General features: G+C 48.4%; 25 protein-coding genes. 4 read left to right on the forward strand and 21 right to left on the reverse strand.

Annotation, left to right across the window (positions count from 1 at the left end; translation table 11 throughout):
- The 5 genes from N179_RS06075 to recU all read right to left on the reverse strand — a co-directional run bounded on the left by N179_RS06075 (window position 1) and on the right by recU (window position 7,411).
- Window positions 1-561 (reverse strand): SLOG family protein, encoded by a 561-nt coding sequence (locus N179_RS06075; RefSeq protein WP_075642519.1) that lies wholly within the window; start codon window positions 559-561, stop codon window positions 1-3.
- Window positions 558-1,763 (reverse strand): ribonuclease H-like domain-containing protein, encoded by a 1,206-nt coding sequence (locus N179_RS06080; RefSeq protein WP_075642520.1) that lies wholly within the window; start codon window positions 1,761-1,763, stop codon window positions 558-560. Before N179_RS06080 ends, N179_RS06075 begins: the two co-directional genes overlap by 4 nt.
- On the reverse strand, window positions 1,760-4,024 hold the full coding sequence (locus N179_RS06085; protein ID WP_023468610.1) for a DEAD/DEAH box helicase: 2,265 nt from the start codon (window positions 4,022-4,024) through the stop codon (window positions 1,760-1,762). Before N179_RS06085 ends, N179_RS06080 begins: the two co-directional genes overlap by 4 nt.
- A gap of 103 nt (window positions 4,025-4,127) precedes the next feature.
- Complete coding sequence (locus tag N179_RS06090) at window positions 4,128-6,764, reverse strand: PBP1A family penicillin-binding protein (RefSeq protein WP_075642521.1); 2,637 nt, start codon at window positions 6,762-6,764, stop codon at window positions 4,128-4,130.
- A gap of 20 nt (window positions 6,765-6,784) precedes the next feature.
- Window positions 6,785-7,411 (reverse strand): Holliday junction resolvase RecU, encoded by a 627-nt coding sequence (recU, locus tag N179_RS06095; protein ID WP_035396916.1) that lies wholly within the window; start codon window positions 7,409-7,411, stop codon window positions 6,785-6,787.
- 74 nt (window positions 7,412-7,485) lie between these two features.
- On the opposite strand from recU, the gene N179_RS06100 reads away from it, so the two are divergent.
- Both N179_RS06100 and N179_RS06105 read left to right on the forward strand, forming a co-directional pair.
- Window positions 7,486-7,788 (forward strand): DUF1798 family protein, encoded by a 303-nt coding sequence (locus tag N179_RS06100; RefSeq protein WP_023468613.1) that lies wholly within the window; start codon window positions 7,486-7,488, stop codon window positions 7,786-7,788.
- Window positions 7,789-7,963: 175 nt separating this feature from the next.
- Window positions 7,964-8,878 (forward strand): DUF3800 domain-containing protein, encoded by a 915-nt coding sequence (locus N179_RS06105; RefSeq protein WP_023468614.1) that lies wholly within the window; start codon window positions 7,964-7,966, stop codon window positions 8,876-8,878.
- Window positions 8,879-8,918: 40 nt separating this feature from the next.
- Here the strand turns inward: N179_RS06105 and nth are convergent, their stop codons facing one another.
- From nth to panB, 10 genes are all read right to left on the reverse strand, one after another.
- A complete protein-coding gene (nth, locus tag N179_RS06110) occupies window positions 8,919-9,575 on the reverse strand; it encodes an endonuclease III (RefSeq protein WP_023468615.1) in 657 nt (218 codons plus the stop codon).
- A 4-nt stretch (window positions 9,576-9,579) separates the two neighbouring features.
- Window positions 9,580-10,158, reverse strand: coding sequence for a DnaD domain-containing protein (locus N179_RS06115; protein ID WP_023468616.1), 579 nt, complete (start codon window positions 10,156-10,158; stop codon window positions 9,580-9,582).
- A gap of 75 nt (window positions 10,159-10,233) precedes the next feature.
- A complete protein-coding gene (gene asnS / locus N179_RS06120) occupies window positions 10,234-11,523 on the reverse strand; it encodes an asparagine--tRNA ligase (protein WP_174316766.1) in 1,290 nt (429 codons plus the stop codon).
- 29 nt (window positions 11,524-11,552) lie between these two features.
- Window positions 11,553-12,734: a pyridoxal phosphate-dependent aminotransferase gene (locus N179_RS06125; RefSeq protein WP_058704903.1), complete on the reverse strand. Its 1,182-nt coding sequence runs from the start codon at window positions 12,732-12,734 to the stop codon at window positions 11,553-11,555.
- Window positions 12,735-12,748: 14 nt separating this feature from the next.
- Window positions 12,749-13,216, reverse strand: coding sequence for a hypothetical protein (locus N179_RS06130; RefSeq protein WP_075642522.1), 468 nt, complete (start codon window positions 13,214-13,216; stop codon window positions 12,749-12,751).
- Window positions 13,213-13,383, reverse strand: coding sequence for a YpmA family protein (locus tag N179_RS06135; protein WP_012370646.1), 171 nt, complete (start codon window positions 13,381-13,383; stop codon window positions 13,213-13,215). The genes N179_RS06130 and N179_RS06135 overlap by 4 nt, the downstream gene beginning before the upstream one ends.
- 62 nt (window positions 13,384-13,445) lie before the next feature.
- Window positions 13,446-16,259: an ATP-dependent DNA helicase DinG gene (gene dinG / locus N179_RS06140; RefSeq protein WP_058713749.1), complete on the reverse strand. Its 2,814-nt coding sequence runs from the start codon at window positions 16,257-16,259 to the stop codon at window positions 13,446-13,448.
- Window positions 16,260-16,364: 105 nt separating this feature from the next.
- Window positions 16,365-16,748: an aspartate 1-decarboxylase gene (gene panD / locus N179_RS06145; RefSeq protein ID WP_029341994.1), complete on the reverse strand. Its 384-nt coding sequence runs from the start codon at window positions 16,746-16,748 to the stop codon at window positions 16,365-16,367.
- Between the two features lie 2 nt (window positions 16,749-16,750).
- On the reverse strand, window positions 16,751-17,581 hold the full coding sequence (gene panC, locus N179_RS06150) for a pantoate--beta-alanine ligase (RefSeq protein ID WP_023468622.1): 831 nt from the start codon (window positions 17,579-17,581) through the stop codon (window positions 16,751-16,753).
- Complete coding sequence (gene panB, locus N179_RS06155) at window positions 17,578-18,417, reverse strand: 3-methyl-2-oxobutanoate hydroxymethyltransferase (protein ID WP_023468623.1); 840 nt, start codon at window positions 18,415-18,417, stop codon at window positions 17,578-17,580. Before panB ends, panC begins: the two co-directional genes overlap by 4 nt.
- Before the next feature lie 88 nt (window positions 18,418-18,505).
- Between panB and N179_RS17235 the strand changes: the two genes are divergently transcribed.
- Complete coding sequence (locus N179_RS17235) at window positions 18,506-18,628, forward strand: hypothetical protein (protein WP_256429275.1); 123 nt, start codon at window positions 18,506-18,508, stop codon at window positions 18,626-18,628.
- 37 nt (window positions 18,629-18,665) lie between these two features.
- Here N179_RS17235 and N179_RS06160 read toward each other — a convergent pair whose 3' ends face one another.
- Genes N179_RS06160 through bshA form a run of 3 tightly spaced genes read right to left on the reverse strand, consistent with a single transcriptional unit; the run spans window position 18,666 to window position 21,869 of the window.
- Window positions 18,666-19,637, reverse strand: a complete 972-nt coding sequence (locus N179_RS06160) for a biotin--[acetyl-CoA-carboxylase] ligase (protein WP_023468624.1) — start codon at window positions 19,635-19,637, stop codon at window positions 18,666-18,668.
- Window positions 19,607-20,740 carry a CCA tRNA nucleotidyltransferase gene (locus N179_RS06165; RefSeq protein ID WP_235515908.1) on the reverse strand — a complete coding sequence of 378 codons (1,134 nt, stop codon included), beginning with the start codon at window positions 20,738-20,740 and terminating at the stop codon, window positions 19,607-19,609. Before N179_RS06165 ends, N179_RS06160 begins: the two co-directional genes overlap by 31 nt.
- Complete coding sequence (gene bshA / locus N179_RS06170) at window positions 20,727-21,869, reverse strand: N-acetyl-alpha-D-glucosaminyl L-malate synthase BshA (protein WP_023468626.1); 1,143 nt, start codon at window positions 21,867-21,869, stop codon at window positions 20,727-20,729. Before bshA ends, N179_RS06165 begins: the two co-directional genes overlap by 14 nt.
- A gap of 170 nt (window positions 21,870-22,039) precedes the next feature.
- On the opposite strand from bshA, the gene N179_RS06175 reads away from it, so the two are divergent.
- On the forward strand, window positions 22,040-22,927 hold the full coding sequence (locus tag N179_RS06175; RefSeq protein ID WP_023468627.1) for a YitT family protein: 888 nt from the start codon (window positions 22,040-22,042) through the stop codon (window positions 22,925-22,927).
- A gap of 42 nt (window positions 22,928-22,969) precedes the next feature.
- Here N179_RS06175 and N179_RS06180 read toward each other — a convergent pair whose 3' ends face one another.
- From N179_RS06180 to N179_RS06190, 3 genes are read right to left on the reverse strand one after another with little or no spacing between them, the layout of a single operon-like run.
- A complete protein-coding gene (locus tag N179_RS06180; RefSeq protein WP_023468628.1) occupies window positions 22,970-23,650 on the reverse strand; it encodes a zinc metallopeptidase in 681 nt (226 codons plus the stop codon).
- A 45-nt stretch (window positions 23,651-23,695) separates the two neighbouring features.
- Window positions 23,696-24,298 carry a DUF1405 domain-containing protein gene (locus tag N179_RS06185; protein ID WP_023468629.1) on the reverse strand — a complete coding sequence of 201 codons (603 nt, stop codon included), beginning with the start codon at window positions 24,296-24,298 and terminating at the stop codon, window positions 23,696-23,698.
- 54 nt (window positions 24,299-24,352) lie between these two features.
- A complete protein-coding gene (locus tag N179_RS06190; protein ID WP_023468630.1) occupies window positions 24,353-25,144 on the reverse strand; it encodes a menaquinol-cytochrome c reductase cytochrome b/c subunit in 792 nt (263 codons plus the stop codon).
- Between the last annotated feature and the right edge of the window lie 8 nt (window positions 25,145-25,152).

A 25,152-nucleotide genomic window follows, 5' to 3' on the forward strand; every position in this document is an offset into this window, starting at 1 on the left:
TCACTCCCACTGATCATTGTATTGTAATTCTTGTTCGAGCCAAGATAAATCATCTTGTGTAATTAAAAACAACTGATAATCGGATTGTTCCATTTCTATTCTAGCACGCTCTACTAAAAATTTCGCTGATCCTCCATGTTCTTCATCAAAAACCGACAATAATCCTTGGCTTTTTTGAATCATGAACTCGTTTTTATTACGTAACTGCGATGGATCCGTATACGGTTTCTGGCTGATTGCTTCGACGAAGTCAGCTTGTTCAAGAATGGAAAGGTACTGCGCTTGAACTGGCTCTTTCCAGCGTGCTTCCTGTTCCAAGAACGGCAACAGAATACCGAGACGAATATGGGGATACTCTTCCTTTAATTCAAGTACGACCTCGCATGCCCAGATTTCGCAACCCGGTGAGGCATTCGTGATAAACCACTCTGTGCCTCGATCCTCAATTAAGCGAATCATCCGCTCTCGATATGCTGCCTTTAAGACCCGGATCCCAGGGTGTTTTTGATCAAAGATACCTAGTTCATTGGGTTTATATCCTGTGATGGCGACAACTTTCACACGTCACACTTCCTTTTCAACCGACGTCCTCGATGATCCAGCTCTGCCAAAATTCGTTCTTTTTTCGTAATCAACCAATGATGGCGCACGACGTGTTGTCGTGCTCGTTCCGTATAATCATAAGCAAGCACCGGATCTTTTGCAATGTGCTCTGCCCACTTCGCAAGCTCGACATACCCTAAATAACTGTCGCTCTTCAAGAAACACTCTCGAGCTTGTTCATGGTTCTTCATTTTTTTATGCAAATATCCTTGGCGCAACCATCCTTCTGCTGATAGTTCTTTGACTTGCTGAAAATGAGCGTGTGATCCTTCATGAATTCCGAGATCTGCCAGCCAAATCGCGATGTTTTCTTGAATTGGGGAAGGCGCCTCCGCTCGATGTGTGACGAGTCGGTTGCACGCATCATAGAGTCCGACAAGCGTCAGACAATCATCCAGATGATGTTGCAAGACCCCTGTCATGATATCCGGATGCTGGTGTTCGACGTACTGGAAATAATGCATCGGTGCCAAAAATCCAGGTAGATCCCCTTCCCGCTCAAATCCAATTCGCTCTTCCATCGCTGTCAATCGATAGGAATCATACATTCCTTTAAAGATTCGCCGCGCGACATGAAGTAAATCGAGATGACCGACTTTCGGTAATCGCGGAACCCGTTCCCGAACAAAGACATGACGTGTCTTGATTTGCGGCCAATCAAAGCTTTTCCCGTTATAGGTCACAAAGCGGACATCATCTCCGATATCATGCAGGAAGTGATGGTAAAAAGCAGCTTCAAAGTGAGGATGTGGTAAGAAATACTGTCGCATCAGCAATCCACCCTTCTCAAAGCGCGCGAACCCGAGTAAAAAGATCGTCGTTCCGGTTCCTCGTAATCCTGTCGTCTCCGTATCAAAGAAAATGACTTGCTCAAGTGGAACATCCAGTGCAAGCGGTGGATGAGGAAGCTGTAAGGACTCATACACTTCGGCAAAACTCCGATCTCCATGCCGATCTATTAATGCATATCGCTTGTCGATCCTGACGATCCACTCTTCCTCGAACGTCAAGATATCGGCCCCACGATCAATCCAGGCTTGCTGTTCGTCAGTCCATCCGGTTGGTGCCTTCAGCGTTTCCACTTCAGGTGCGGAAGACACTTGATTCTCTGGTACGGCGTCTGATATAGATTTCAGCATACGTCTAAGACGATTTTTCATGATAATTCCTTCTCCATTTCTGCCAACAACTGAATCGTTCGTTCTTTTTCGTCAGCTACGCCGACCATACCGATACAAGCTGGACAACCGTCCTGACAAGGACATGTGACGATTGAATCACGGGCGGCACGCAACATGACACCACGTTGCTTATATATCGACTCCGCGAGACCGACACCTCCAGGGTAACGATCATATAGATATACAGTTGGCTGTTGCGTGTGTGTCGCCTTGACTTGTGGCACGACGAAGACATCACTGGCATCACACATCAAATAAAGCGGCGCGACACGTCTGAGACTATTCGCGACTCCTTCTAACACTTGTTCGAGCTCTGTCGAAGAGCGTGCGTGATCGGGTAACGTGAACCAGACACCTGTCGTATGAATTTCTCGTTCCGGTAAGTGAATCGGACCTGACCCAATGTTCTCATGCGTACCGAACTTAATCTTCTTGAACATCGTCGCCATTCCGCGGACGCTGACATCACCGCGCGCAACACTATATTCTCCCTCTGCATACTGTTCATCTTCTTCGAGCACGGAAAGGTCGACTGAAAAATTAGCATCCGTATAATAATCGACGTCCACGGCACGGACGAACGCTTTTTTCTCTTCGAAATCCAAATGCTCCACTTGGTATTGATCGGCTCCGTGAAGATAGATGGCCTCGTCATGTAACAACGTCATCGCACTAAACGTATCCATTTCACCGATGACTCGATTCGGTACCTCGGTCTGATCGACGATGATGACGTTCTCTTGATCACTCGACCGAAGTGATATTCCATGAGCCGGAAACGCATCGTTCATCCAATAAAATCGATCGCCACGTTCGTGCAGGACACGCTCTTCGACTAAGTATTCGAGGATATCTTCCGTCTCGAGCGTTCCAAATGATTCTCCTTTCGTAAAAGGCAGTTCAAACGCTGCACATTTGACGTGATCGACGGCAATGATCAGATTATCCGGATCAAGTCGGGCTGCTTCCGGGGATTGATTCAAGAATAACTCTGGTCGTTCTGCGACATATTGATCGAGCATACCGGAAGAAGCGACAAGAATGATTAACGCATCATCTTGACGGCGCCCCGCTCGTCCTGCTTGTTGCCAAAGCGAAGCAATTGTTCCCGGATAACCATTCATGATACAGACTTGCAGTTGACCGATGTCGACACCAAGTTCGAGAGCGTTCGTCGAGACGATACCGGTGATCTCTCCTTGACGTAACCGTCGTTCGATATCGCGACGCTCACTCGGCAAATAACCGCCCCGGTACCCTTCGATCGATCGCGGACCGAGCTCATGCGGATAGATGCTTCTTAGATACGTCAGTAAGACTTCAACGCGAACGCGTGACCGTGCAAAGACGATCGTTTGGAACTTTTTCTTGATGAAACGCATCGCCAGTTGTTTCGTCTCAAGCGTCGCAGAACGTCGAATGCCGAGTTGTGCGTTGACGATCGGTGGTTGATAGACAAGAAAATGTTTACGTCCTGTTGGCGCACCGTTGTCATCAATCAAACCGACTGTTTTTTCCGTCAGACGTTCTGCCAGTTCCTTGGGATTGGCAATCGTCGCACTCGTCATGATGAAGACGGGATCACTACCATAATACCGACAAATCCGTCGTAAGCGACGAATGACATTGGCGACATGACTACCAAACACGCCACGATACGTGTGAAGCTCATCGATGACGATATACTTCAAGTTCTCGAACAGTTCGATCCATTTCGTATGGTGTGGTAGGATGCCGGAATGTAGCATATCCGGATTCGTGATGACGATATTACCAGCTTTTCGTACTTTTGTTCGAATCGTCGGTGACGTATCTCCGTCATAGGTAAAACATCGGATCGGCGCCTCTAATTGATCGATCAGTTCAAGTAATTCACTATTTTGATCCTGTGCGAGGGCCTTTGTCGGATAGAGATATAATGCCCGCGCGTTCGGATGCTCGAGCAGGTGCGATAGGACCGGTAAGTTAAAACAATAGGTCTTTCCGGAGGCAGTCGGTGTGACGATGACCGTCGATTCTCCCGCTTGTACACGTTCAAACGCTAACCCTTGGTGACGATACAATTGTGTGATCCCACGTGTGCGAAGGGCTTGTCGTAAACGCTCCGGGAGTCGTTCTGGAAAATCGACATAACGCCCAGCTGTCGCTTCCATCGTTTTCATATACGTAATCCGCTCCATGAACGAGCGGTCCTGTTTCAATTCTTCGAGAAATGCAACGAGCGTTTGTTTCGCTTGCATGCCTTCACTTCCTTCCACTTCTCATTATACAAAAAAAGAGGCAAGACCAAAGAACGAACTACTCGTCTTTGGTCTTGTCTACTTTACAAGTGACGCTCCTTTATTAATCTTCAGAGTCGTCTCCACTGTTATTCGGATTGTTCGGATTGTTGTTTCGTTCCGCTGGTACATTTGAGTTATTTTGAGCATTCGCCCCATCATTCGATGACGGTTCATCCGTCGTCGGCTCGTCCGTTGATGGTTCATCTGTCGTCGGTTCATCCGTCGTCGGTTCATCCGTCGTCGGTTCGTCCGTCGTCGGCTCGTCCGTTGATGGTTCATCCGTCGTCGGCTCATCCGTCGTCGGTTCATCCGTCGTCGGTTCATCCGTCGTCGGTTCGTCCGTCGTCGGTTCGTCCGTTGTCGGTTCGTCCGTTGTCGGTTCTTCTGCTTCAGGATCCGTGACCGTTACTGTCGTCGAAACCGGACCTGATTTTTCTCCAGAAGCCTTCGCGACGACTTGGAATGTCGAGCGACCTGGCTTCAATCCACTGATCGCAATTCGATTCGTCGAGCTCGTTCCGACTGTCGATGATTGACCATCAGCATCCGTCATTGTCACTTCAAACGAGACATCGTCATACCCATTGGCACGAAGCGCAGCATCATTATAGTTCCAAGTCAGTTCACCGCTCTTTGTGTCTTCATCGTAAGATGCTTGTAATCCAGTCGGAGCGGGTACCGTCTTTTTTTCAACGACAGGTTCCTTCGTCCCTTTCACGTACAATTCGTTTCCGATACTGAGGACAGAACTAGGTTGTTCAAATGGTGCCGGCGTACGATCACGTGTCTTCGTGATGAAATCTTTCCAGATTTGTTGCGCCATCGTACTGTTATACGGACCACTGAGCCCTGCACCATTGTTATTGCCGGACTTCGTAGTTCCTGTCCATACACTGATTGAAACGTCTGATGTGTATCCAGCAAACCAGACATCTTTGTAAGCATTCGTCGTCCCAGTTTTTCCAGCTGCGTCAAACGATAATCCAGCGCTTGGGAACGTACCGCCTGGTTTCAAGACATCACGCAACATGTCCGTCAACATATACGCCGTGTAGTCTTCCATTGCTTTTTTCGATTTGACTGGTGATTTGATTTTTGATCCATCACTGTATTCAATCGATTTGATCAGGTGCGGTTTGATATAATCGCCACCGTTTCCGAGTGTCGCATAAGCCCCAGCCATTTGAGTCGTATTGAAACCATGCTTCATCCCACCAATCGCATAAGCTGGTGAAATCGACTCATCGTCTTCTAATTTCAAACCTGATTTTTCAGCGAATGCTTGAACTGGGTCACCACCGATTTCTTGATACGTTTGGATGGCCGGTGTGTTCGCTGAAATTTTTAACCAGTGGCGTATCGTATTCGTGCCACGGTATCCATCATAATAGTTACCAATCTCTTTTCCATTGACTTCTGTTGGTTTATCCGTCAATTGCTTCGCAGTCGACCATTTATCGTTCTCGATCGCTGGACCATACGCGAAGAATGGTTTTGCGGACGATCCCGGTTGGTGCGGTTCATTTGCGTAGTTTCGTCTCGCTGTTCCCTTACCCGGATTTTTTCCGTCTACGACAGCTAAAATCTCACCCGTTTGTGTATTCACTGCCGAAGCAGCTGTCTCTGCATATTCAGGCATTTTAACGATTTGGTCTTTTTTGATGGCTTCGTTCATATAATCGTGCATCGGTTTATCGATCGATGTATAGATTTTTAAACCTTGACCATAGATGTCTTTTCCTTCCAAGCCAAAATCATCTTCTAACTCTTTTGATACCATATCGAAGATGACACTATCGTAAGATTCATCCTTTGTTGACTTCGGTGCCGGATTGATCAATTTTGAGATTGGCTGCTTCACTGCTTTATCCCGTTGTGCTTCTGTAATGACGCCTGTCGTCTGCATCGCATTGAGTACTTGCGTCTGACGCCATTTCGTTAACTTCGGATCTCCTTTAATTGGATCGTATGCCGTCGGACGCTGTGGGAGTCCTGCGAGCATCGCGGCTTCCGCATAATTCAATTTATTTACAGGCTTATTGAAGTATGCTTTTGAAGCGGTTTGGATGCCAAATGAATTTTGACCATAGTAGTTTTTGTTCAAGTACATCTCTAAAATTTGATCTTTTGTATAGTCCTGTTCTAAACGAATCGCGAGCCATTGCTCTTGGACTTTCCGTGTAATCGTCTTATCAAAAGTCAGGAACGACTGTTTGACGACCTGTTGCGTGATTGTCGAAGCCCCTTCAGAACCAAATCCGTCCGTCACGTTCGCGATGATGGCTCCGCCAAGACGACGGAAATCGATTCCATTGTGCTGATAGAAACGACGGTCCTCAATCGAAATGAATGCGTCCTTGACGACTTCAGGGACTTCATCAATCGAGACGTATTCCCGACTCGTTCCACCTTTCGTAATTTCCTTCTTATTACTTGCGTAAATTTTTAGCGGCAAAGCATCACGTAATTCTGCTTCATCCAGCTCAGGAGCAGTAGCTACGGCATATGCTGCAAAACCGCCACCAATCAGCATCATTAAGATGAATAGACCGGTAGCAATCAGTAATAACTTTTTCCAAAGTGGACCTTTCCCACCGGAACCTCCACCTGACTTTTTCTTTTGGGGACGTTTCGTCCGTTTCATCTTTTTCTCAGATGACTTCGTCTCTTCACGACGTGCGACACGACTTCTTTCCATATGCTATCCTTCTCCTTCAATCAAAAAGTGTCTGAATTGAAATATAGTTCGTCCACTGCCTTTAAATAATCGATGGCAGGGTACGCGCCAGTCTCGACTTTGATACCGTCTCGTTCAATGACCGTCAGCGGAATAGATTTTCGTCCGCTTTCTAGCTGATCCCACCAGGGGAACACGTGCTCGACTGAAAGCACATATTGCACATTATACAGACTGAAACGAATGATGACAAAACAAATTCCTCCATGTTCGACACATTGGCGCATGTGTGCGATTTGATGGGGGTGAAAATTTTTTATCGGGAAGGATGTTTTATTCGTCGTCTCCTTCGCTTCGAAATCAATATATTTTCCGCGATAAACACCGTTATAGTCCGTCGTCGACGGTTGCTTGAAATAGGCTTCCTTGACGACCGCTGCCGACCGTTTTGGATAATCGACTTGGACGATTTGTAACGGAGTGGGTTTCTTGTGAATGATTGCCCGATTATGGGTCAGGTAAAACGTATTACTTTCATTCAATAATTTTTCGAGCGTCATCCCTCGATTCGAAAAGGTCGAATCGGTTGATCGCGCCTTCTTGATTCGGGTTCCATGCGACTCGAGTGGCTTTTGAAATTTTTTCCCGTTCGGGTAATTCAAAACGATTCCCCTCCTATCGCGTTTATTGTACCATGATATGTGATTGTACCGTATCGGCCGAGAGGAGTAGTTAAAAACCAATGACAATTGAACCGTTATTACAAGAGATTGAACGTATTTATCAAGAAGGACGTGCCGGAACCGAATATGACTTCAATCGTGACGTCGTACCGTTCGTTGAACGAGCGGATCAACTGATTGCACAGTGGCAAACGAATGCCCAGGATAGTCCTTACTTACGACCTAGCATGGTCGAAAGCGCCGTGGATCAACTAAAGCAAATTTCCGTTCAAGCATTTCAGCCAAAAACGAGTCTGAAACGCTTCAATGAAACGATTAAATCCGTTCGTTATATCGATCGCTTGATGAATGGTGAAGAATAACGATTAAAAAACAGGAATTATCTTCCTTAAGTCGAACACCTAATCATACGAGAGAATGTTTCTACGGTTTCACTTATCAGGCTATAGCTTTTCAGCCGCCTAGCGTGTAAAGTGGCATCAAGAGCATTTCTTTCGAAAAGACTGTGTAATTATTGTGCAATTGGAGGAGATTCATTTGAACAAACGGGTACAATCGAACGTCAAAGGCGTTGACGTCAAAGGATTTCCTAAGAATTCAACCCCTGCCCCGAAGAAATACATCATGTTCGTTGATGAAACTGGGACACCGAAAGGGAATACACAATTCAACTTAACGGGTGTCTTGATGGAATATAAATATGCCATCGATTCGGACGAGACCGGTGAACCAAGTCCGCTTCGTCAACGTTTGATGGATTTTAAGGCAAAAGTTTTTGAAGATCCGCATATTCCGCTTCATTTGAAGGAGATTTTAAAAGCGGAGCATCCGTACGGTAAAGAAGATGGCATCACGATCGATATGTTACGACATTTCTGGATCGCCTTGCCGGAATTTTTAGTTGATATTGATTGTACGATCGTCAGCGTCGAAGTCGATAAACAGAAGCTACAAGACTTCTTCTCGACACCGAAGGATCCGTATGTCGTTGCCTTCGCTCATTTGATGAAGTCATTTTATTCCTTCCTCGATGAGACAGAAGCAACGAGTGCGCGTGTTGTTCTTGAAAGCCGTGATGATTATCAAAACTTGCTCATTCAAAAGGCGTTCTTCGATATCTTCAATTCGGGAACGGTCCATCTCGACGTCGAAAAAAGTCGTCAAAAAATCAAAGGCTTCATCTTTGCTGAAAAAGACAGCGACCTCTACCAATCTGGTCTTGAGATTGCCGACTTGGTCTGCTTACCTTTATCTCGCGTTCGTCGTGGTGTCATCGAGGTAAAACCCCGGTTTGTCCATTATGGGGACGAAAACCGGATTTTTAAAGCCATCAAAGATAAGATTTACATTCGCCGTGATAGTCCGGACCAAGATTTCCGAAACTGGGGATTCAAAAAAGTACCAATCACGAAAAAGCGTCGTGAATGGTCCGATACTCCTTGGAATGGATGATATGCAAAAAAAAGTGGATCCGATCTCGGATCCACTTTTTTTATGGTGTAGCTAGTCCTTTTGTCCGCTTTTTCCCCTCTCGACACATGTCGAGTAACGGGCACGCTTCACAGTTCGGACGTTGTGCCTTGCAGTGATAACGTCCAAAGAAGATGAATTGGTGATGAAGCTTTGACCAACGCTCCCGTTTGAAGCGACGCATCAGTGTCGCTTCAACCTGCGTGACATTATCCTTCCAGCGACAGATCCCGAGGCGCTTCGAAACACGTTCGACATGCGTATCAACCGCAAATGCCGGTACATCGAAAGCGACAGACAAGACGACGTTCGCCGTCTTGCGTCCAACGCCAGGTAAGGCTTCGAGCCCGGCGCGTTCCGTCGGGACTTCTCCGTCGTGTTGCGCAAGGAGTTGTGCCGCAAGCGCTTTGATGTTTTTGGCTTTATTTCGGTACAATCCCAGTCGTTTGATTTTATCCTCGATTTCCTCAACGGGTGCCGCAGCAAGCGAAGCAGGATCCGGATACGCTGCGAACAACCCAGGCGTCACCTGATTGACAAGTACGTCGGTCGCTTGTGCACTGAGTGCAACCGCTACGACCAGCTCAAACGGGTTGCGATGAATCAACTCACAAAATGCATCCGGAAACATCTCTTCTAACGTTGCTTCAATCCGATCGATTTCTGCCTTTCGTAACATCTCCTTAACCTCCCCGCCCTGCGAGATCCTCAAGCGTCTTGATCCCTTCACGTTCCCATGTCCGCAGAATTTGATTGATATAGGTCATTTTGCGGACATTATGATAGACTGCTTCTCGAAGTGCGGCAAGCACTAGCTCTTCCGAAATGTTCTCGATCGTCAACCACTGAATGATCTGCTCCATCTGAAACGGTGACATCATCCCGAGTTCCCGTTCGAATTGTTGGAAGACGGACGGGTTGATCGTATCAAAGTTCGGTGCTTCCTGTTCCGGTGGTGCCATCAGCTTTTCGTAAAGCGGAACAAGCGAATAACGTTCAGACCCATTGACGTTCTCCATTGCCAATAATCCTTTTTGTAATAAACCGAGTGTCGTCTCGATTGTTTCCGTCTCGGATAGTCCAAGTCGATTACTTAACTCTTCCGGTGACGGCATCTCCATGCCCTCTGCCCGGCAAGCAAACAATTGACCAATCAACGTGAACTCGACAAAACTGATGCCTAACCGTTTTGCCTCGGTGAACAATCGTTTCGGTAAGACGACCGTCCCTTCCTCGAATAATTGCACTAAATTATGATTCATCGTATTTCCTCGATTCTCTAGTCTAAACAAGAAATCGACCCGTCGAGACGATGGGTCGATGTTTTTCCTTACTGCTTATGGATAGAGGCGGTTTAGCAAACGTGGGAACGGAATCGTTTCCCGAACGTGCTCGACACCTGTGATCCAAGCGACTGTCCGCTCTAAACCAAGACCGAAACCACTGTGTGGAACAGAACCGTATTGGCGTGTTTCGAGATACCATTTATAAGCACCTGTCTCGTCAAGACCATGTTTCTTCATCTCAGCGAGGAGTTTTTCGTGATCTTCTTCACGTTGTGAACCACCGACGATTTCCCCGTATCCTTCAGGGGCAATCAAATCATCACACAAGACGAAGTCTGGGTTTTCCGGATCTTCTTTCATGTAGAACGGTTTGATTGCTTTTGGCCAGTGCGTGATGAAGACAGGACGTGCGAAGCTGTTTGCGATTGCTGTCTCGTGTGGTGCACCAAAGTCATCGCCGAATTCGATATCGTCGAATCCTTGCTCCTTGAGCATATCGATTGCTTCCGTGTACTTGACGCGCGGGAACGGTGCTTTAATGTTTTCAAGGACCGTCAAGTCACGTCCAAGCAACTCAAGTTCCGCACGACAGTTTTTCAGTGCTGATTGCACAAGGTGCGAAACATAGTTTTCTTGGACTTCGAGGTTCATCTCGTGATCGTGGAATGCCATCTCAGGCTCCATCATCCAGAATTCGATCAAGTGACGACGTGTTTTTGATTTTTCAGCACGGAACGTTGGACCGAACGAGAAGACCTTTCCAAGTGCCATTGCTGCCGCTTCCATGTAAAGCTGACCCGATTGTGAAAGGTACGCATCTTCATCGAAATATTTCGTGTGGAACAATTCTGTTGTTCCTTCTGGTGCGCTACCTGTCAAGATTGGCGGATCCACTTTAATGAATCCTTCTTGGTTAAAGAATTCGTACGTTGCACGAATCAATTCGTTCCGAACGACCATGACCGCATGCTGACGCTTTGAACGCAACCAGAGGTGACGATTATCCATCAAGAAGTCCGTTCCGTGTGCTTTTGGTGTGATCGGATAATCGATCGCTTCATGGATGACTTCGATTTTTGAAATTTCCATTTCATGACCGATCGCTGTCCGACCGCCATCTGATTTGATGACACCTGTCACCCATAGTGATGATTCCTGCGTTAAGCCTTTTGCTTGCTTGAATAAGTCTTCGCCGACTGTTTCTTTGACGACGACACCCTGCATGAATCCAGAGCCATCCCGAAGTTGGAGGAAGGCGATTTTACCGCTTGAGCGTTTGTTTGCTAACCAACACCCGATCGTCACTTCTTCTCCTACATATTTGTTTACATCCCGAATCATTGCTTTCAACAGTCAACATCCTCTCTCTATTAAACGGCTGTATGTGCCGTGATGAATCCTTCAATCCGGTCGAGTGCCTCTAGGACACGTGCCGGATCCGTCGCGTAAGATAGGCGGACATAGTCCGGTGCACCAAATCCTGAACCTGGAATCAAGGCAACCTTCGCTTCAGATAAAACAGCTGTACACCAGTCATCGACATTATCGAATCCACACATCTCGGCAGCTTGCTTTGCATGTGGGAACAAGTAGAATGCCCCTTCTGGCTTCAGACACGTCAATCCTTTGATTTCAATGAGTCGTGCATAGATTTTCTCAAGTCGTTCCTCAAAGATGACACGCATCGCTTCGACCGGTGCATCGCCTTCTGCATACGCAGCAACCGATGCTGCTTGCGCAATCGATGTCGGGTTCGACGTCGAATGGCTCGCTAAGTTCGTCATCGCTGAGATGATCTCCTTCGGTCCGATTGCATACCCGATTCGCCAGCCTGTCATCGCATGGGACTTCGAGACACCATTGATGATGACCGTCCGTTCGCGCATCTCTGGCAAGGACGCGATCGAAATATGTGTCGCACCGTTATAGAGCAACTTTTCATAAATCTCGTCACTGATGACGAGTAGATCGTGCTTGATCGCAACATCTGCTACCATCTCGAGCTCTTCTTTCGAATAGACCATTCCTGTCGGATTCGATGGTGAATTCAAGACGAGTGCTTTCGTTTTTGGGGTAATGTGTTGCTCGAGCAATTCCCGTGTCACTTTGAAGCGAGACGATTCATCCGTTTCTAAAATGACCGGTACGCCGTCACTGAGTTTAATTTGCTCTGGATAACTGACCCAGTATGGTGCTGGGACGATGACTTCATCGCCTGGATCGAGAATCGCTTGGAACAACGTTGATAGTGCATGCTTTGCTCCTGAAGCGACCATGACTTCTGAGCGTTCGTATGGCATCCATAAGTCACGGCGTGTCTTTTCGATGATCGCATCCTTCAAGGCAACCGTTCCGCCAGACGGCGTATACTTCGTATCGCCCGCTTCTGCTGCCTCGAATGCTGCTTGGATGATGAATTCCGGTGTATTGAAGTCGGGCTCTCCCGCACCTAAACCGATGATGTCTTGACCTTCTTCACGTAGTGCCTTGGCTTTCGCTGTGATGGCTAGCGTCGTAGATGGTGTCAATTGTCGTACGCGTTTCGATAACATGTCGCCCACTCCCTTTACTTGATTCGTAATCGTTTGATGAAAGAACCTTCTTGATACGTATAATACGAATAATCATAGCCTGTCGTCGTCTTTGAAACGATCTCGATGACGGCACGATCCTCAAAGCCGTACTTAGCAGACACGATGTCTCCTAGTTCCGGATGATCCGCGATGACCGTTTTGATGGCAATACCATCAGCAACTGGTCGTGTCTCAATCGTTCCTTTTTTCGGAACGAACGCCCGTACCGCCTGTTCGTTCTGCTTCATCGTAAAAACGACATATTGACGCTTCCCGTTAAAGACAGATTCGAACCGGACGTCCGTCGGTTTGAGTTCTTTTTTCAGACGCGCCTCTGCTTGTTCGGCGACGCTCTGTTCCCGGTCTTTTGCCTCAGCGATCGTCACCTGATAAACGGCGGTGCCAAGTACAGTCAAAAGGATGAGTGCACTTAGCAGACCAAGCGTGATTTTCCACTTCATGTGCGGTAGATGGTAAAGACCATCTGCTCCTTGTCTTTTTCATCGAGAGCAAGACCGAACATTAAATCTTCCGTTTTCAGTGTTCGATTCAACAAGTCGACGATTTTATACGTATCGTCATGGCGGTTCACTTTGACGGTCGCAAGTGTTTCAATTTTTGAATCCATCTGTATGTCCTCCCTCATTTTTCTCTATCTATTATAATGCGATAGGGTTTATCTGAATAGACTTAATCGCCATCATTCAAGAACAATTCTAGTTCTGCCGTCAGTTCATCAAGCGGTTTTGATAAAACAGGTACTTTCGGCAGACTCGTGACGAACCGTTTTCCATAACGCGTCGTCTCAATCCGGCGATCAAGTACGAAGACGACACCTCGGTCGTTCGTCGTCCGGATCAAGCGACCAAAGCCTTGCTTAAAGCGAATGATCGCTTGCGGTAAGCTGTATTCGAAAAATGATGATTTCCCGAGTTTTTCGATCCGTTCCGAGCGTGCCTGGACGATCGGTTGATCCGGTGGCGCGAACGGTAGTCGGACGATGACGAGACAACTAAGATCATCTCCTGGGATATCGACCCCTTCCCAAAAGCTAGCCGTTCCGAACAAGATACAGGCATCGAGTTGCTTGAACTGTTTCATCAGTCGTTGCCGTGAACCTTGCGTGACCCCTTGCGAGAGTAACGTAAACCGGTCAGGTAACAGCGGTTTCGTCGCTTCATGCGTCAGTCTTAGCAAGTCATTTGAGGTAAACAAGACGAGCATCCGTCCTTCCGTCACCTCTGCGATTTGTAAGATGGCTTCCGCAATCGTCTCTGCGAATTCCGGCAATGGTACATCCTGTAGGAGCGGGAGATCCGTCGGAATCATTAATCGCACGTTATCGGCATATCCGAACGGCGACGGAACGACGAAACGACGTGTCTCGAACGCATCGAGCCCTAAACGGTTCTCAATGAACTGGAACTTGTTCGAGACAGTCAGCGTCGCAGACGTCAGGATACACGTCCGTTTCGAAAAGACATCGCGTCGCAGTCGCTCTGAAATGTCGATTGGTTGTGTGTAGACCCGTGTTAGTTTCCGGTTCTTAACAGACGTCTCGATCCAAGATACCGTCTCATCGTGCGGGGCAAGCATCGTCTCGAAGATGGCGAGCTCCGCTTCTTCGATTTGTGACGTGATCGCTTTTAAATCTGCGACGAGTGAACGTTCGCGATAACTCATCTGCTCCCGGTGTTCATGGAACAGTTTATGAATCGCCCGGATTGCTTGACGCAAACGCCGCAACACCAATTCAACCCGCTTGGCACTTTCCTGGACGGCACGCATCGAACGGTCGAGTCGCTTGAAGCGAATGCTGACCATTCCTTCCCGTCGTGCTTTGCGGGAAGCCAGTTCGAGCCCGTATGCTTGAATAATCATCAATAGACCGTCTGCCTCTTCGAGCAACGTCGTCAGTGCCTCATCGACCGTCTCACTATGGGCTTCGACCATCTCGGCGATGTCCCATTCTTCCGACAGATCGAGCAAGCGGTGTAATAATTTTTTATCGGACGAATACCCGAGTTGTCGGAACAGACGATCAAACGTATGTCCATCAAAGACGAGACCAAAATGATGGCTCGCGACCTCTTCGATTTGATGTGCCTCGTCAAGAATCAACGGACTTCCTTTCGGTAAGACCCCGGCTTCGAACTGCAGATCACTAAACAACAAGGCATGGTTCGTGACGATGATCGTTGCATCCTTTGCTTGGCGAATCGCATGTTGGAAGAAGTCCCGGCTGTACCACGGGTCAAACCGCCCGAGTTGCGATTGGCTATCAGACTGGATCAACTGTTTGATCCCGATATTGCCTTGCGCTGCACCGCCTGGTAAGCTGACTTCTTCTAAATCTCCCGTTTCCGTCTCCGTCAACCAGACGAGTAGAATTGCTTTTGCGAGCGTGAAGTTATAAGCATCCTCTTGATCATTCAAGAAAAATTCGAATTTCCGTAAATCAATATAGTTACTCCGTCCCTTAAGCAATGCAATCTGGACCGGCGCATCGAACAGTTGACGCAAGAGCGGTAAATCACGCGCGAATAGTTGCTCCTGCAATTGAATCGTGTGCGTACTGACGACAATCGGGACTTCATGTTCAAGTGCGTAATGCGCTGCAGGCACAAGATAACCGAGCGATTTTCCTGTTCCTGTTCCCGCTTCGACGAGTAACGGTGTTTCTTGATCGAGCGATTGATAGACATGACGCATCATCTCGAGCTGCCCACGTCGCTCTTCATATCCTTCGAATAGACGAGGGAACGTAACGGTGTTCAATTCATCAACAAATGGTCCGAACGGTTCAAGAACGGGCGGATGTGCCAACCGCTCTATCGTCTGGCGCTTTTTCAAAGCGATTTTACGGAAACGATCAAACTGTGAATCCTCCTCGATGCCGACTAAACGAATCGCATGGTCGATTTCCTCTTCGATGGCACTGAACAGGCGTGGTGATAAACGTCTTAAGTGCTTCAATGTCTCAAGCGGCAACGTATGTAGTCGTTTGAGTAGTTCAAGCAACAATTCAGCCGTCGCCGAAGCGTCACTCCCTGCCCGGTGCGCCTCTTGATGGGCAAGTTGTAATGACTCTGACAGATGCGACAGCGCGTGGCTTTCTGCTGTCGGAAGTAAGATTCGTGCGAGTTCGACCGTATCGATGACAGGACCTGTGTACGGCAAGTATCCTTCCTCTTCTAACGCATCGTTTAAGAAGTTTAAATCGAACTGCACATTATGTGCGACGAAGACACCACCGTCGAGCAATGATAAGACACGCGGTGCGATGACATCGAATGTCTCGGCCTCTTTGACATCCTCATCCGTGATGCCCGTCAACTGGGAAATGAATGGAGGAATCGGTTGGGTCGGACGCACGAAGGCAGACAATTGTTCTGTCAACTGTCCATCTTCAATGACCGCCATGCCGATCTCAATCATCTCATCGCCAGCCTTTATGGAATGACCTGTCGTTTCCAGGTCGACTACGACGTACTTTTTCTTCAACACTGATCCTCCACCTTTTATCCATCCTCTCCATGACCGGATGGCATTTCATTCTTCATCTTAACAAAAAAAGAGACCCGCTGACATGATCGGGTCTCTAAAATTTCATAAGATCGTGTGGGCGATTTCTTGAGACAACATTTGTTTGATGTCGTTCTGTTCATTTAGAACAGCCACTTTTGGAACATGTGTCGCGATTTCTTCCGTCGATAGTTGCGCGTACGCCATGATGATGACCTCATCCCCGACTTGGAAATGGCGTGCTGCCGCACCGTTCAAACAGATGACACCTGAACCACGAGCACCTTTAATCGCATACGTTTCAATCCGTGCACCGTTCTGATTGTTCGTCACTTGGACTTTTTCATTTTCAAGAATCCCGACAGCATCGAGTAAATCCTCATCGATCGTAATCGAACCAACATAGTGTAAGTTCGCCTCGGTGACCCGGGCCTTGTGTAGTTTAGCGTGCATGAATGTGCGTAACATCGTCATGCTCCTCTCGTATATAGTAAATTATCGATCAAGCGTGCCGATGCAAACTGCACGGCGACTGCTAAGAGAATCGTAGTCGTTTGTTCAGTGACGGGTCTTAGTGACGGGTAGTCGACGGCTTCGACGTAATCGATTGTCGTCCCTTCGAATCGAAGTGCTTCGCGCGTCCGCTCGAGAACCGTTTCAACAGGCACCCCTTGATCGAGTGCTTGTTTCGCTTGTTGCAACGCCTGCTGAATTCCTGGTGCTTGCGCCCGCTCCGTTTCCGAAAGATAGACATTGCGTGACGATTTTGCTAGACCATCCGCTTCGCGAATGATCGGGCAACGGACGATCTCAACCGGAACGAAGTAATCAGCGACATACGCTTCAATCAATGCGAGCTGTTGTGCGTCCTTTAAGCCGAAATAAGCACGGGTTGGACGGACGACGTTCAATAGTTTGCTGACGACCGTCAACACACCATCAAAATGTCCTGGTCGTGATGCGCCGCATAAGACATCATCACCGGAGCGGACCGTAACACGGGCCATATCCAGCGGATACATCGTCTCGTTCGTCGGATAGAACAGATAATCGACCCCTTCTGCCTCCGCGATTTTCTGATCGCGTTCCGCGTCTCGTGGATAACGATCCAAATCTTCGTTTGGTCCGAATTGTGTCGGGTTGACGAAAATACTCAAGACGACGACATCATTCTCTTGTCGTGCTTGTTTGAGCAAGGAGGCATGCCCTTCATGCAAGAATCCCATCGTCGGTACAAAACCGATTGAACCGGCTCCCGCTAAACATTCGCGTAACGTCTGGACGTCCTGAATGATCTTCATTCCTTAGTCCCTCCATAAAGCGCACCAATCAGTTCTTCGTCCATCTGGAACGAGTGTGCTAGTTCAGGGAAAGCACCGGCTTTGACGTCTTTGACGTAAGCAGCGATTGCTTCCGTTCCTGAAGTATTCCAGTCCGTGTACGCTTTGACGAACTTCGGTAAACGACCGACACCATACGTCAAGATGTCATGATAGACAAGTACTTGACCGGCGACGTCTGCACCGGCACCGATGCCGATGACCGGAATCGAGAGGAGCTCTTGAATGCGTTTCGCGAGCGGATGCGGCACACATTCGAGGACGAGCATCTTCGCTCCGGCACGCTCTGCTTCCAAACTGTCTGCAATCAGTTGTTCGGCTGCTTCTAATGATTTCCCTTGGACTTTGAATCCTTCAAGGACACCAACGGATTGTGGTGTTAATCCGAGATGCGCGACGCAAGGCATCCCAGCGTCCGTCAAACGACGAATCGTCTTTAAGATCTCCCCTGCCCCTTCCAGCTTCAAGGCATCTGCCTGCGACTCTTGAAAGATACGCGCCGCTGATTCAAGCGTGCGATCAAATGAACCGTGATAGCTTGCGAACGGCATATCGACGATCATGAACGTCTGTGGTGCGCCGCGGCGTACCGCACGCGCATGATGAACCATGTCGTCGACCGTGACGGCAATCGTTGAGTCATAGCCGAGGATGACGTTTCCGAGGGAATCGCCAACGAGCAACATATCAACTCCTGCTGCCTCCGATAGTTTTGCTGAAGGATAATCATACGCCGTCAACATGACGAGCTTCTCTCCAGCTTGTTGTTTTTTGAGTATTGGACCCATTGTGTGCATCGTGTTCTCTCCTTACGTGTGTAGGGAGGACAAAAGGAAAACGCCTTCTTCTCCAAAATAAATGCATGCGGAAAAGAAGGCGGAATAATTGAATATCGTCCTTCTGTCCCTGTCCGTTAAGATCAAGGCAGTTGAAACAGCTAAAACTGGCACCTGTCAATTCGGTATGGTTCCGGCAAGCGGATACCATCCGTGGCTTTATTATACATGACGGGAAAAGCTCTCTGCAAACCGTCTGATTCAAACCTTTATTCTTTTTCCCAGTAAATCAGCTCTGCCGAATGGAAACGGGTTTCCCCCGTTTCCGTCTCAATCCGAATCGTGCCCGTCTCGTCAATACCGAGCAATGTTCCGGAAGCGGTCATCTGACGTGTCCGTAGCGTCACTCGTTCATGTAAGCGATCTGCGAGTGTTTCCCACTCGGAGACGAAAGATCCGAACCCTAGCTCGAGCCACTGTGTGTATAGTCGTTCAAATCGATTCAAAAACGTCGCGACGACCTCCGCACGTCGGAAAGTTCTTCCTGATTCTCGGACGAGCGAGGTAGCACGGTCTTTGATCCCTTCCGGAAACTGCTCGTGATGCACATTGATGCCGATGCCAATGATGACTGAACTGATTCGGTCCGCCTCGGTCTGCATTTCCGTCAAGATGCCTGCCACCTTACGACCGTTGATCAAGATGTCGTTCGGCCATTTAATCGTAACCGGAACATCGAATGTCCGGAGAGACTGTGCAAGTGCAATACCTGCTACGAGCGTTAATTGACCTGCTTGGTGCATCGGTACATCTGGTCGGACGAGTAGACTCATCGCGATGCCCTCATTTTTCGCCTCATGCCACGTTCTCCCTAGCTGTCCGCGTCCATTCGTCTGGTGATCGCATACGACGAGTGTTCCTTCCTGCGCTTGCTGTTGCGCTTGCTCATGTGCAATCCGCTGCGTCGTGTCCAGTTCTTCGAAATGAAGGATGTGGCGACCAAGGCGCGCTGTCGTTAACCATTGTTCAATCGCAATCGGTGTCAGCAAATCGCCTTCATCGACTAATTGATAGCCTTGTTTTTTATTCGAGATGATCTGGTATCCTTCTTCCTTCAAGGTTTGCATATGTTTCCAAATAGCGGTACGTGAAATATTTAGTGTCTCTGCTAATTCCTGTCCGGAGTACCACGTTCGCTGACGAAGTGCGATCAAGATTTGTTCTCGGACTGAGTGCGCCATCGCTCTACCTCCTTCAATAATGTCACGCGGTCGTTTAGGCAAGCGCGCGTGACGACACTGTATTCCAAATGCAAAAGTGCTTCTTTGATCTGTTGTTTTTGAAGACCGAGGCGGATCATGTCTTTTCCGTCGACAGCGAGCTCTTTACGACTGCGAATCGGTAAGTCTGATCGCTCTGGATAATCCGTTCCGGTCATTTCCCGAAGGATCATCAGTTCCTCGTCCGACAATCGATAACGATCCCAGTCTTGTAACGGTCGGTGTAACAGAGGTATTAAACGCGTTGCGAGCTGCACTTGATGTTTCGATCGTTTCCAGCGCGTCAATTGATCTTTCGCGAGACCGGCATCGAGTACGAGTGTCCAGACGGCATCCTTTGAAACACCCTGAAACGACTGCTGCGCGAGTCCTTTGACGATTTCTGAAGTCATGCCGGGAAGGTAGCGTTCGATTCCTGTCCGGAGCATCGCCTGTAACGCCCGCTGTTTTCCAGGACCAAGTAAGAGCTTCTCGAACTCGATCGCGATCCGCTCAATCGCAACGGCCGCTAGATGCGGAGCGAGTTTAACGATTGCTTGTTCAGTTGCTTCGTCAAGCGAGAAATCCAGTTGGCTCATGAAGCGGAACGCCCGCATCATTCGAAGTGCATCTTCATTAAAACGTTCGGCTGGTTCGCCGACCGTCCGGATGATCCGCTCTTCGATGTCACGCGCTCCTCCAAACAGATCGACACGACCTGATGGTCTGAGTGCCATCGCGTTGATCGTAAAGTCACGCCGGGTCAAATCCTCTTCCAAACTAACGCCAAGCGTCACCTCGTCCGGTCGCCGGCGATCGCTGTACGTTGCTTCTGAGCGAAACGTCGTGATCTCGTACGGCACGTGGTTGAGAACGACCGTCACGGTTCCATGCTCGAGTCCTGTCGGAATGACAACAGGGAATAAATCGATGATCTGTTCCGGTAACATCGAGCTCGCTAAATCATAGTCTCCTGGTGTCCGGTCGAGCAACATATCACGAACGGCACCACCGACGATATACGCTTCACCACCGGCCTCCTCGATCGTCTGAATGATATGATGTGCGCCTTCAAGCAAGTTCATGACGCGCACACACCCGTTCATAGACTTGTTCATAACGACGAACAATCTCATTCGAATCAAAACGACGACGCGTATCGCGAATGCCCTCTTCTGCCATCCGTTCCCGTAACATCGGATCATCCGCGAGTTCACCGATTCGTGCCGCAGCCATTTTGACATCGTAGGTCGGAACGATATATCCGGTTACGCCGTCTTGTATGACTTCCGGTAAGCCACCTGCTGTCGAGACGACACTCGGGACGCCAATTGCCATCGCCTCAAGAACGACGAGCCCGAACGCTTCTTTTTCAGACAACAGGACATGAATATCACTAATGGCGAGCAATTGCGCGACGTGTTCCTGTTTACCGGCAAAGATCACTTTGTCATAAATGCCGAGTTCCTTTGCGCGACGTCTCGTTTGTCCCATCTCTGGACCATCCCCGACGAGCAACAGACGCATCTTCCGGTCTTTCGCTGCAATGGCGAACGCCGCAAGCGTATCATCGATTCGTTTGACCGGTCGGAAGTTCGAGATGTGAATGACGACGACTTCGTCCGCTTCGATGCCGTAATGCCGCTTCAAGCGTTCATCCCGCATCGGATAATAGACACTCTCATCAATCGAGTTCGCAATGACATCGATGTCGTAGTGTGCGTTGAGCGTCGCATTCGTCTCAATCGCTAGACTCTCGGAGACGGCCGTGACCGCGTCTGATCGTTCGATGCCGTACCGGATTGCCGGTTGCATCTCTAAATCTTGCCCGATGACGGTGATGTCCGTTCCGTGTAACGTCGTCACGACGGCGACACCTTTTTTCTTTGCCATGTTTCGCCCGAGATCTGCACAGACCGCGTGCGGAACGGCGTAATGGGCATGGATGACATCAAGATCGAATAAATCAATGATTTCTGCGACTTTTGACGCTAACGTAATGTCGTATGGTGGATATTTAAAAACGGAATACTGGTTGACTTCAACCAAGTGGACCGTGATGTTTGGCCGATATTCCGTCAAGCGAAACGGCATGCTCGATGTAATGAAGTGGACATCATGTCCACGATCCGCTAATTTCATACCAAGCTCCGTCGCGACGACCCCACTCCCGCCGACGGATGGATAACAAAGAATCCCAATTGCTTTTTTCATGATAAAACCACACTCTCTTTATGACTTCTATTCGTCTCTATTCTAAGCAATATCAATCGGAATGACCATACTGATCACTTTTCGACTGATTTTTATAGGAAAAGCTAGTCTTTTTCCGACCGTGCCGTTACCCTAGAGAAAGAGTCTTGATTTGAAAGGAGCATACGGAAATGGCACCTCCATTCCAATTTCCGATTCGGATCCAGAACATTTTCTGGATTTTGATCGGATCATTCATCTTTGCTTTTGGTATTTATCATTTTAACGTTCAAAATGAGTTAGCAGAAGGCGGTTTTACTGGGATTACCTTGATCTTAAAAGGACTGTTCGGATGGTCTCCATCGATCACGAACTTAGTGTTGAATGTCCCACTTTTTTTCGTCAGTTATAAGATTCTTGGTCGGACGACCTTCGTCTACACGTTGATCGGTACATTCAGTTTTTCCTTCTGGTATGGATTGATTGCCAAGTATTCACCACTCGTCATCGACCTGCGCGACGATATGGTGCTTGCTGCGCTCTTTGCCGGTGTCTTCATCGGCGTTGGTCTTGGCATCATCTTCAACAACGGTGGTACGACAGGTGGCGTCGATATCATCGCGCGTTTGACGAAGCGCTACTTCGGTTGGTCGATCGGTCGAACGTTCTTAGTCTTTGATTTCTTCGTCATCGTCGCATCCTTGACGTATCTCGATTATAAGCAGGCAATGTATACGTTACTTGCCGTCTACGTCGGTGCCCGCGTCATCGATTGGATGCAAGAGGGCACGTATGCCGGTAAAGCAGCGATGATCATCAGTGATCACCGGACAGAAATTGCCGACGGTATTCATGCGACGATGAACCGTGGCACGACCCGTCTAATCGCAAAAGGCGGTTACTCCGGACGGGATCTCGAAGTATTGTACGTCGTCGTCGCTCGCAATGAAATCAATCGCTTGAAGACGCTCGTTAAAAGTGTCGACCAGCACGCCTTCATCACGTTGCATGATGTCTATGAAGTAACGGGAGAAGGATTCACGTTCGATGAAAATCGAGTCCCAATCAAAGAAACGTAAAAAAACACGGATCGCTCAAACGAGCAATCCGTGTTTTTCGTTTTAGTCATCACTTGACGGGTTGAAGACGAGCAGTGCGAGACGAAGGAACTCGGCGACAGCAACGAGTGTTGCTGCGACGTACGTCCAAGCTGCTGCGTTTAAGACACGACGTGAACCACGTTCTTCTTCGGCATCAATGATTCCGTGTTCCGTCAACTGCGCCATCGCTCGATTCGAGGCGTCAAACTCGACCGGTAACGTGACGAGTTGGAAGATAACGGCACCGAGCATCAAGACGACACCAAGCATCGCAAGACCACTGAAACCGGCAAATAGACCAATCAACAACAGTGGGAACGATAAGTTCGATGTGATTGACGCGACAGGTGCGATCCGGTGACGGACACGCATCATATTGTAATCCGTCGCATCTTGAATGACGTGGCCGATTTCGTGTGCTGCGATCGAAACGGCTGAGACCGTCGAACCGTAATAGACGTCTTCCGACAAACGAACGACTTTGTTCGTTGGGTCATAATGGTCGGACATCGTTCCACCGATTGGCTCGAGACGGACGTTCGTGATCCCGTTCTGCTTCATGATGAAGTCTGCGACCTGCGCTCCCGTCACTCCACTCTGAATCGGAACATCTTGATATTTTTTATAGGTGCTCCGCACCCGCATCTGAGCCCAGATCGGGACGATGATGATGATCGCGAGATAGATCAAATAGTTTGCCACGAGACATCGTTCCTTTCTTTTTTTGATTATAGGTCTATTTTATGTTCAAGTGATCTTATTGTCAATTGAATCGCGCGCAACAAGCAGATATCCCATCAAAAGACATAATCCGGTCAACCAGAAGGAGCCATAGCCGATCCACTGGATATGCTCCGCAAGCGCTGGGTAACGCGGCCACTGACCGAGGACGTAATCCACGACATCGTTATGAATGACCCAGATGGCGACGAGGACGAGTTCCTTGACGCGAAACGTCATCAGCGGACTGTATAACAACGCCTGGAACGCCATCGCTCCGTGCGATACCATCAACATCAGTGCCATTGCTGTTAAGAACGAATCCCCCGTTCCAAGTTGATTTAACATCAAGGCGTTCATGACGACTGCCCAGACCCCATATTTGATCAATGTCACGAACGCGAGCGCTTCAAACAGTCGGGAACGTCGCCCGAAAATCCAAAGAAAGACGATAATCGTAAAGAAGAGGGATGCTGTCGGGCTATCTGGAATGAACGGATAGTAATACCACTTCGATGTCGCAAGTTGTGGTTCATACCAGTAGTAACCGTATAAAGTACCTGCTAAGTTGATCAATCCGACAATCCAGAGTACGGCTTTATGTCGGAGTAATGTCAAAATACCTTGCAATCGTTTCACCTCATCATCGACAAAAGCCGGAGGATTGCTCCCCCGGCTTTTGGCTTATTTATTGTTTTCGCCGCCTTCACCGTATGAAGCGATGAATTTCGCGAGTTCTTTACGATCCGCGTCTGATCCTTTGTACTGACCAGCAGGCATCGAACCGACACCTTTATCTGCGATTTCATAAATCTCTTCTTCTGTCTTCTTCGTACCAACGAGTGCCGGAGCTGCTGCTCCACCCTCGAGGTTCTTACCATGACAGTTGACACATGACTGGTTCGAATAAATTTCGTATCCTTTTGCCGATGTATCAATTTTTGGTCCTTCGTTCATCGTCAACTCACCTTGTTTATGGATTGTATCCCAGTGAGTCGTTTGAACAGATTCCCATGTCAAGAAGACGATCGAGACGACTGCGAGAAGCATCATGCTGACTGCGATCGGACGTTTCGCAGGACGACGTTCAAGACCTTGGTCGAGCCATGGCGCGACGAGAAGTGCTGTGAACGCAAGACCTGGGAGGATGACCGTTCCCATCAAGATGTACGGACCTGCAGCGAATTGGTATTTCAAGAGCTGATAGAGGAATAGGAAGTACCAGTCCGGAAGCGGAATGTACGACGTATTCGTCGGATCGGCAATGTTTTGAAGTGGTGCTGCTTCTACGATTGTCAATGTCATGAAGCCGATCAAGAAGACCGCTCCAACCATCCATTCGCGAAGTAAGAAGTTTGGCCAGAACGCTTCCGTTCGACCTGGATATTCCGAATAATCTTTCGACTTGTTCGGCATCCGGTTGTTGATCGACACCCGTGAATCGGTGACGAATTTCATTCCTTTACCACGATGCATCGTGTTCT

The organism is Exiguobacterium indicum HHS 31 (assembly GCF_001939065.1).
Classification (GTDB): domain Bacteria; phylum Bacillota; class Bacilli; order Exiguobacteriales; family Exiguobacteriaceae; genus Exiguobacterium_A; species Exiguobacterium_A indicum.

Bases quoted from the DNA above. Each gene is read 5' to 3' on its own strand.
- N179_RS06080 (WP_075642520.1), bottom strand. From the start codon at position 1,763: ATGAAAAATCGTCTTAGACGTATGCTGAAATCTATATCAGACGCCGTA.
- N179_RS06085 (WP_023468610.1), bottom strand. From the start codon at position 4,024: ATGCAAGCGAAACAAACGCTCGTTGCATTTCTCGAAGAATTGAAACAG.
- N179_RS06090 (WP_075642521.1), bottom strand. From the start codon at position 6,764: ATGGAAAGAAGTCGTGTCGCACGTCGTGAAGAGACGAAGTCATCTGAG.
- N179_RS06100 (WP_023468613.1), top strand. From the start codon at position 7,486: ATGACAATTGAACCGTTATTACAAGAGATTGAACGTATTTATCAAGAA.
- nth (WP_023468615.1), bottom strand. From the start codon at position 9,575: ATGTTACGAAAGGCAGAAATCGATCGGATTGAAGCAACGTTAGAAGAG.
- N179_RS06115 (WP_023468616.1), bottom strand. From the start codon at position 10,158: ATGAATCATAATTTAGTGCAATTATTCGAGGAAGGGACGGTCGTCTTA.
- asnS (WP_174316766.1), bottom strand. From the start codon at position 11,523: ATGATTCGGGATGTAAACAAATATGTAGGAGAAGAAGTGACGATCGGG.
- N179_RS06125 (WP_058704903.1), bottom strand. From the start codon at position 12,734: ATGTTATCGAAACGCGTACGACAATTGACACCATCTACGACGCTAGCC.
- N179_RS06130 (WP_075642522.1), bottom strand. From the start codon at position 13,216: ATGAAGTGGAAAATCACGCTTGGTCTGCTAAGTGCACTCATCCTTTTG.
- N179_RS06135 (WP_012370646.1), bottom strand. From the start codon at position 13,383: ATGGATTCAAAAATTGAAACACTTGCGACCGTCAAAGTGAACCGCCAT.
- panD (WP_029341994.1), bottom strand. From the start codon at position 16,748: ATGTTACGCACATTCATGCACGCTAAACTACACAAGGCCCGGGTCACC.
- panC (WP_023468622.1), bottom strand. From the start codon at position 17,581: ATGAAGATCATTCAGGACGTCCAGACGTTACGCGAATGTTTAGCGGGA.
- panB (WP_023468623.1), bottom strand. From the start codon at position 18,417: ATGCACACAATGGGTCCAATACTCAAAAAACAACAAGCTGGAGAGAAG.
- N179_RS06160 (WP_023468624.1), bottom strand. From the start codon at position 19,637: ATGGCGCACTCAGTCCGAGAACAAATCTTGATCGCACTTCGTCAGCGA.
- N179_RS06165 (WP_235515908.1), bottom strand. From the start codon at position 20,740: ATGAACTTGCTTGAAGGCGCACATCATATCATTCAGACGATCGAGGAG.
- bshA (WP_023468626.1), bottom strand. From the start codon at position 21,869: ATGAAAAAAGCAATTGGGATTCTTTGTTATCCATCCGTCGGCGGGAGT.
- N179_RS06175 (WP_023468627.1), top strand. From the start codon at position 22,040: ATGGCACCTCCATTCCAATTTCCGATTCGGATCCAGAACATTTTCTGG.
- N179_RS06190 (WP_023468630.1), bottom strand. From the start codon at position 25,144: ATGCATCGTGGTAAAGGAATGAAATTCGTCACCGATTCACGGGTGTCG.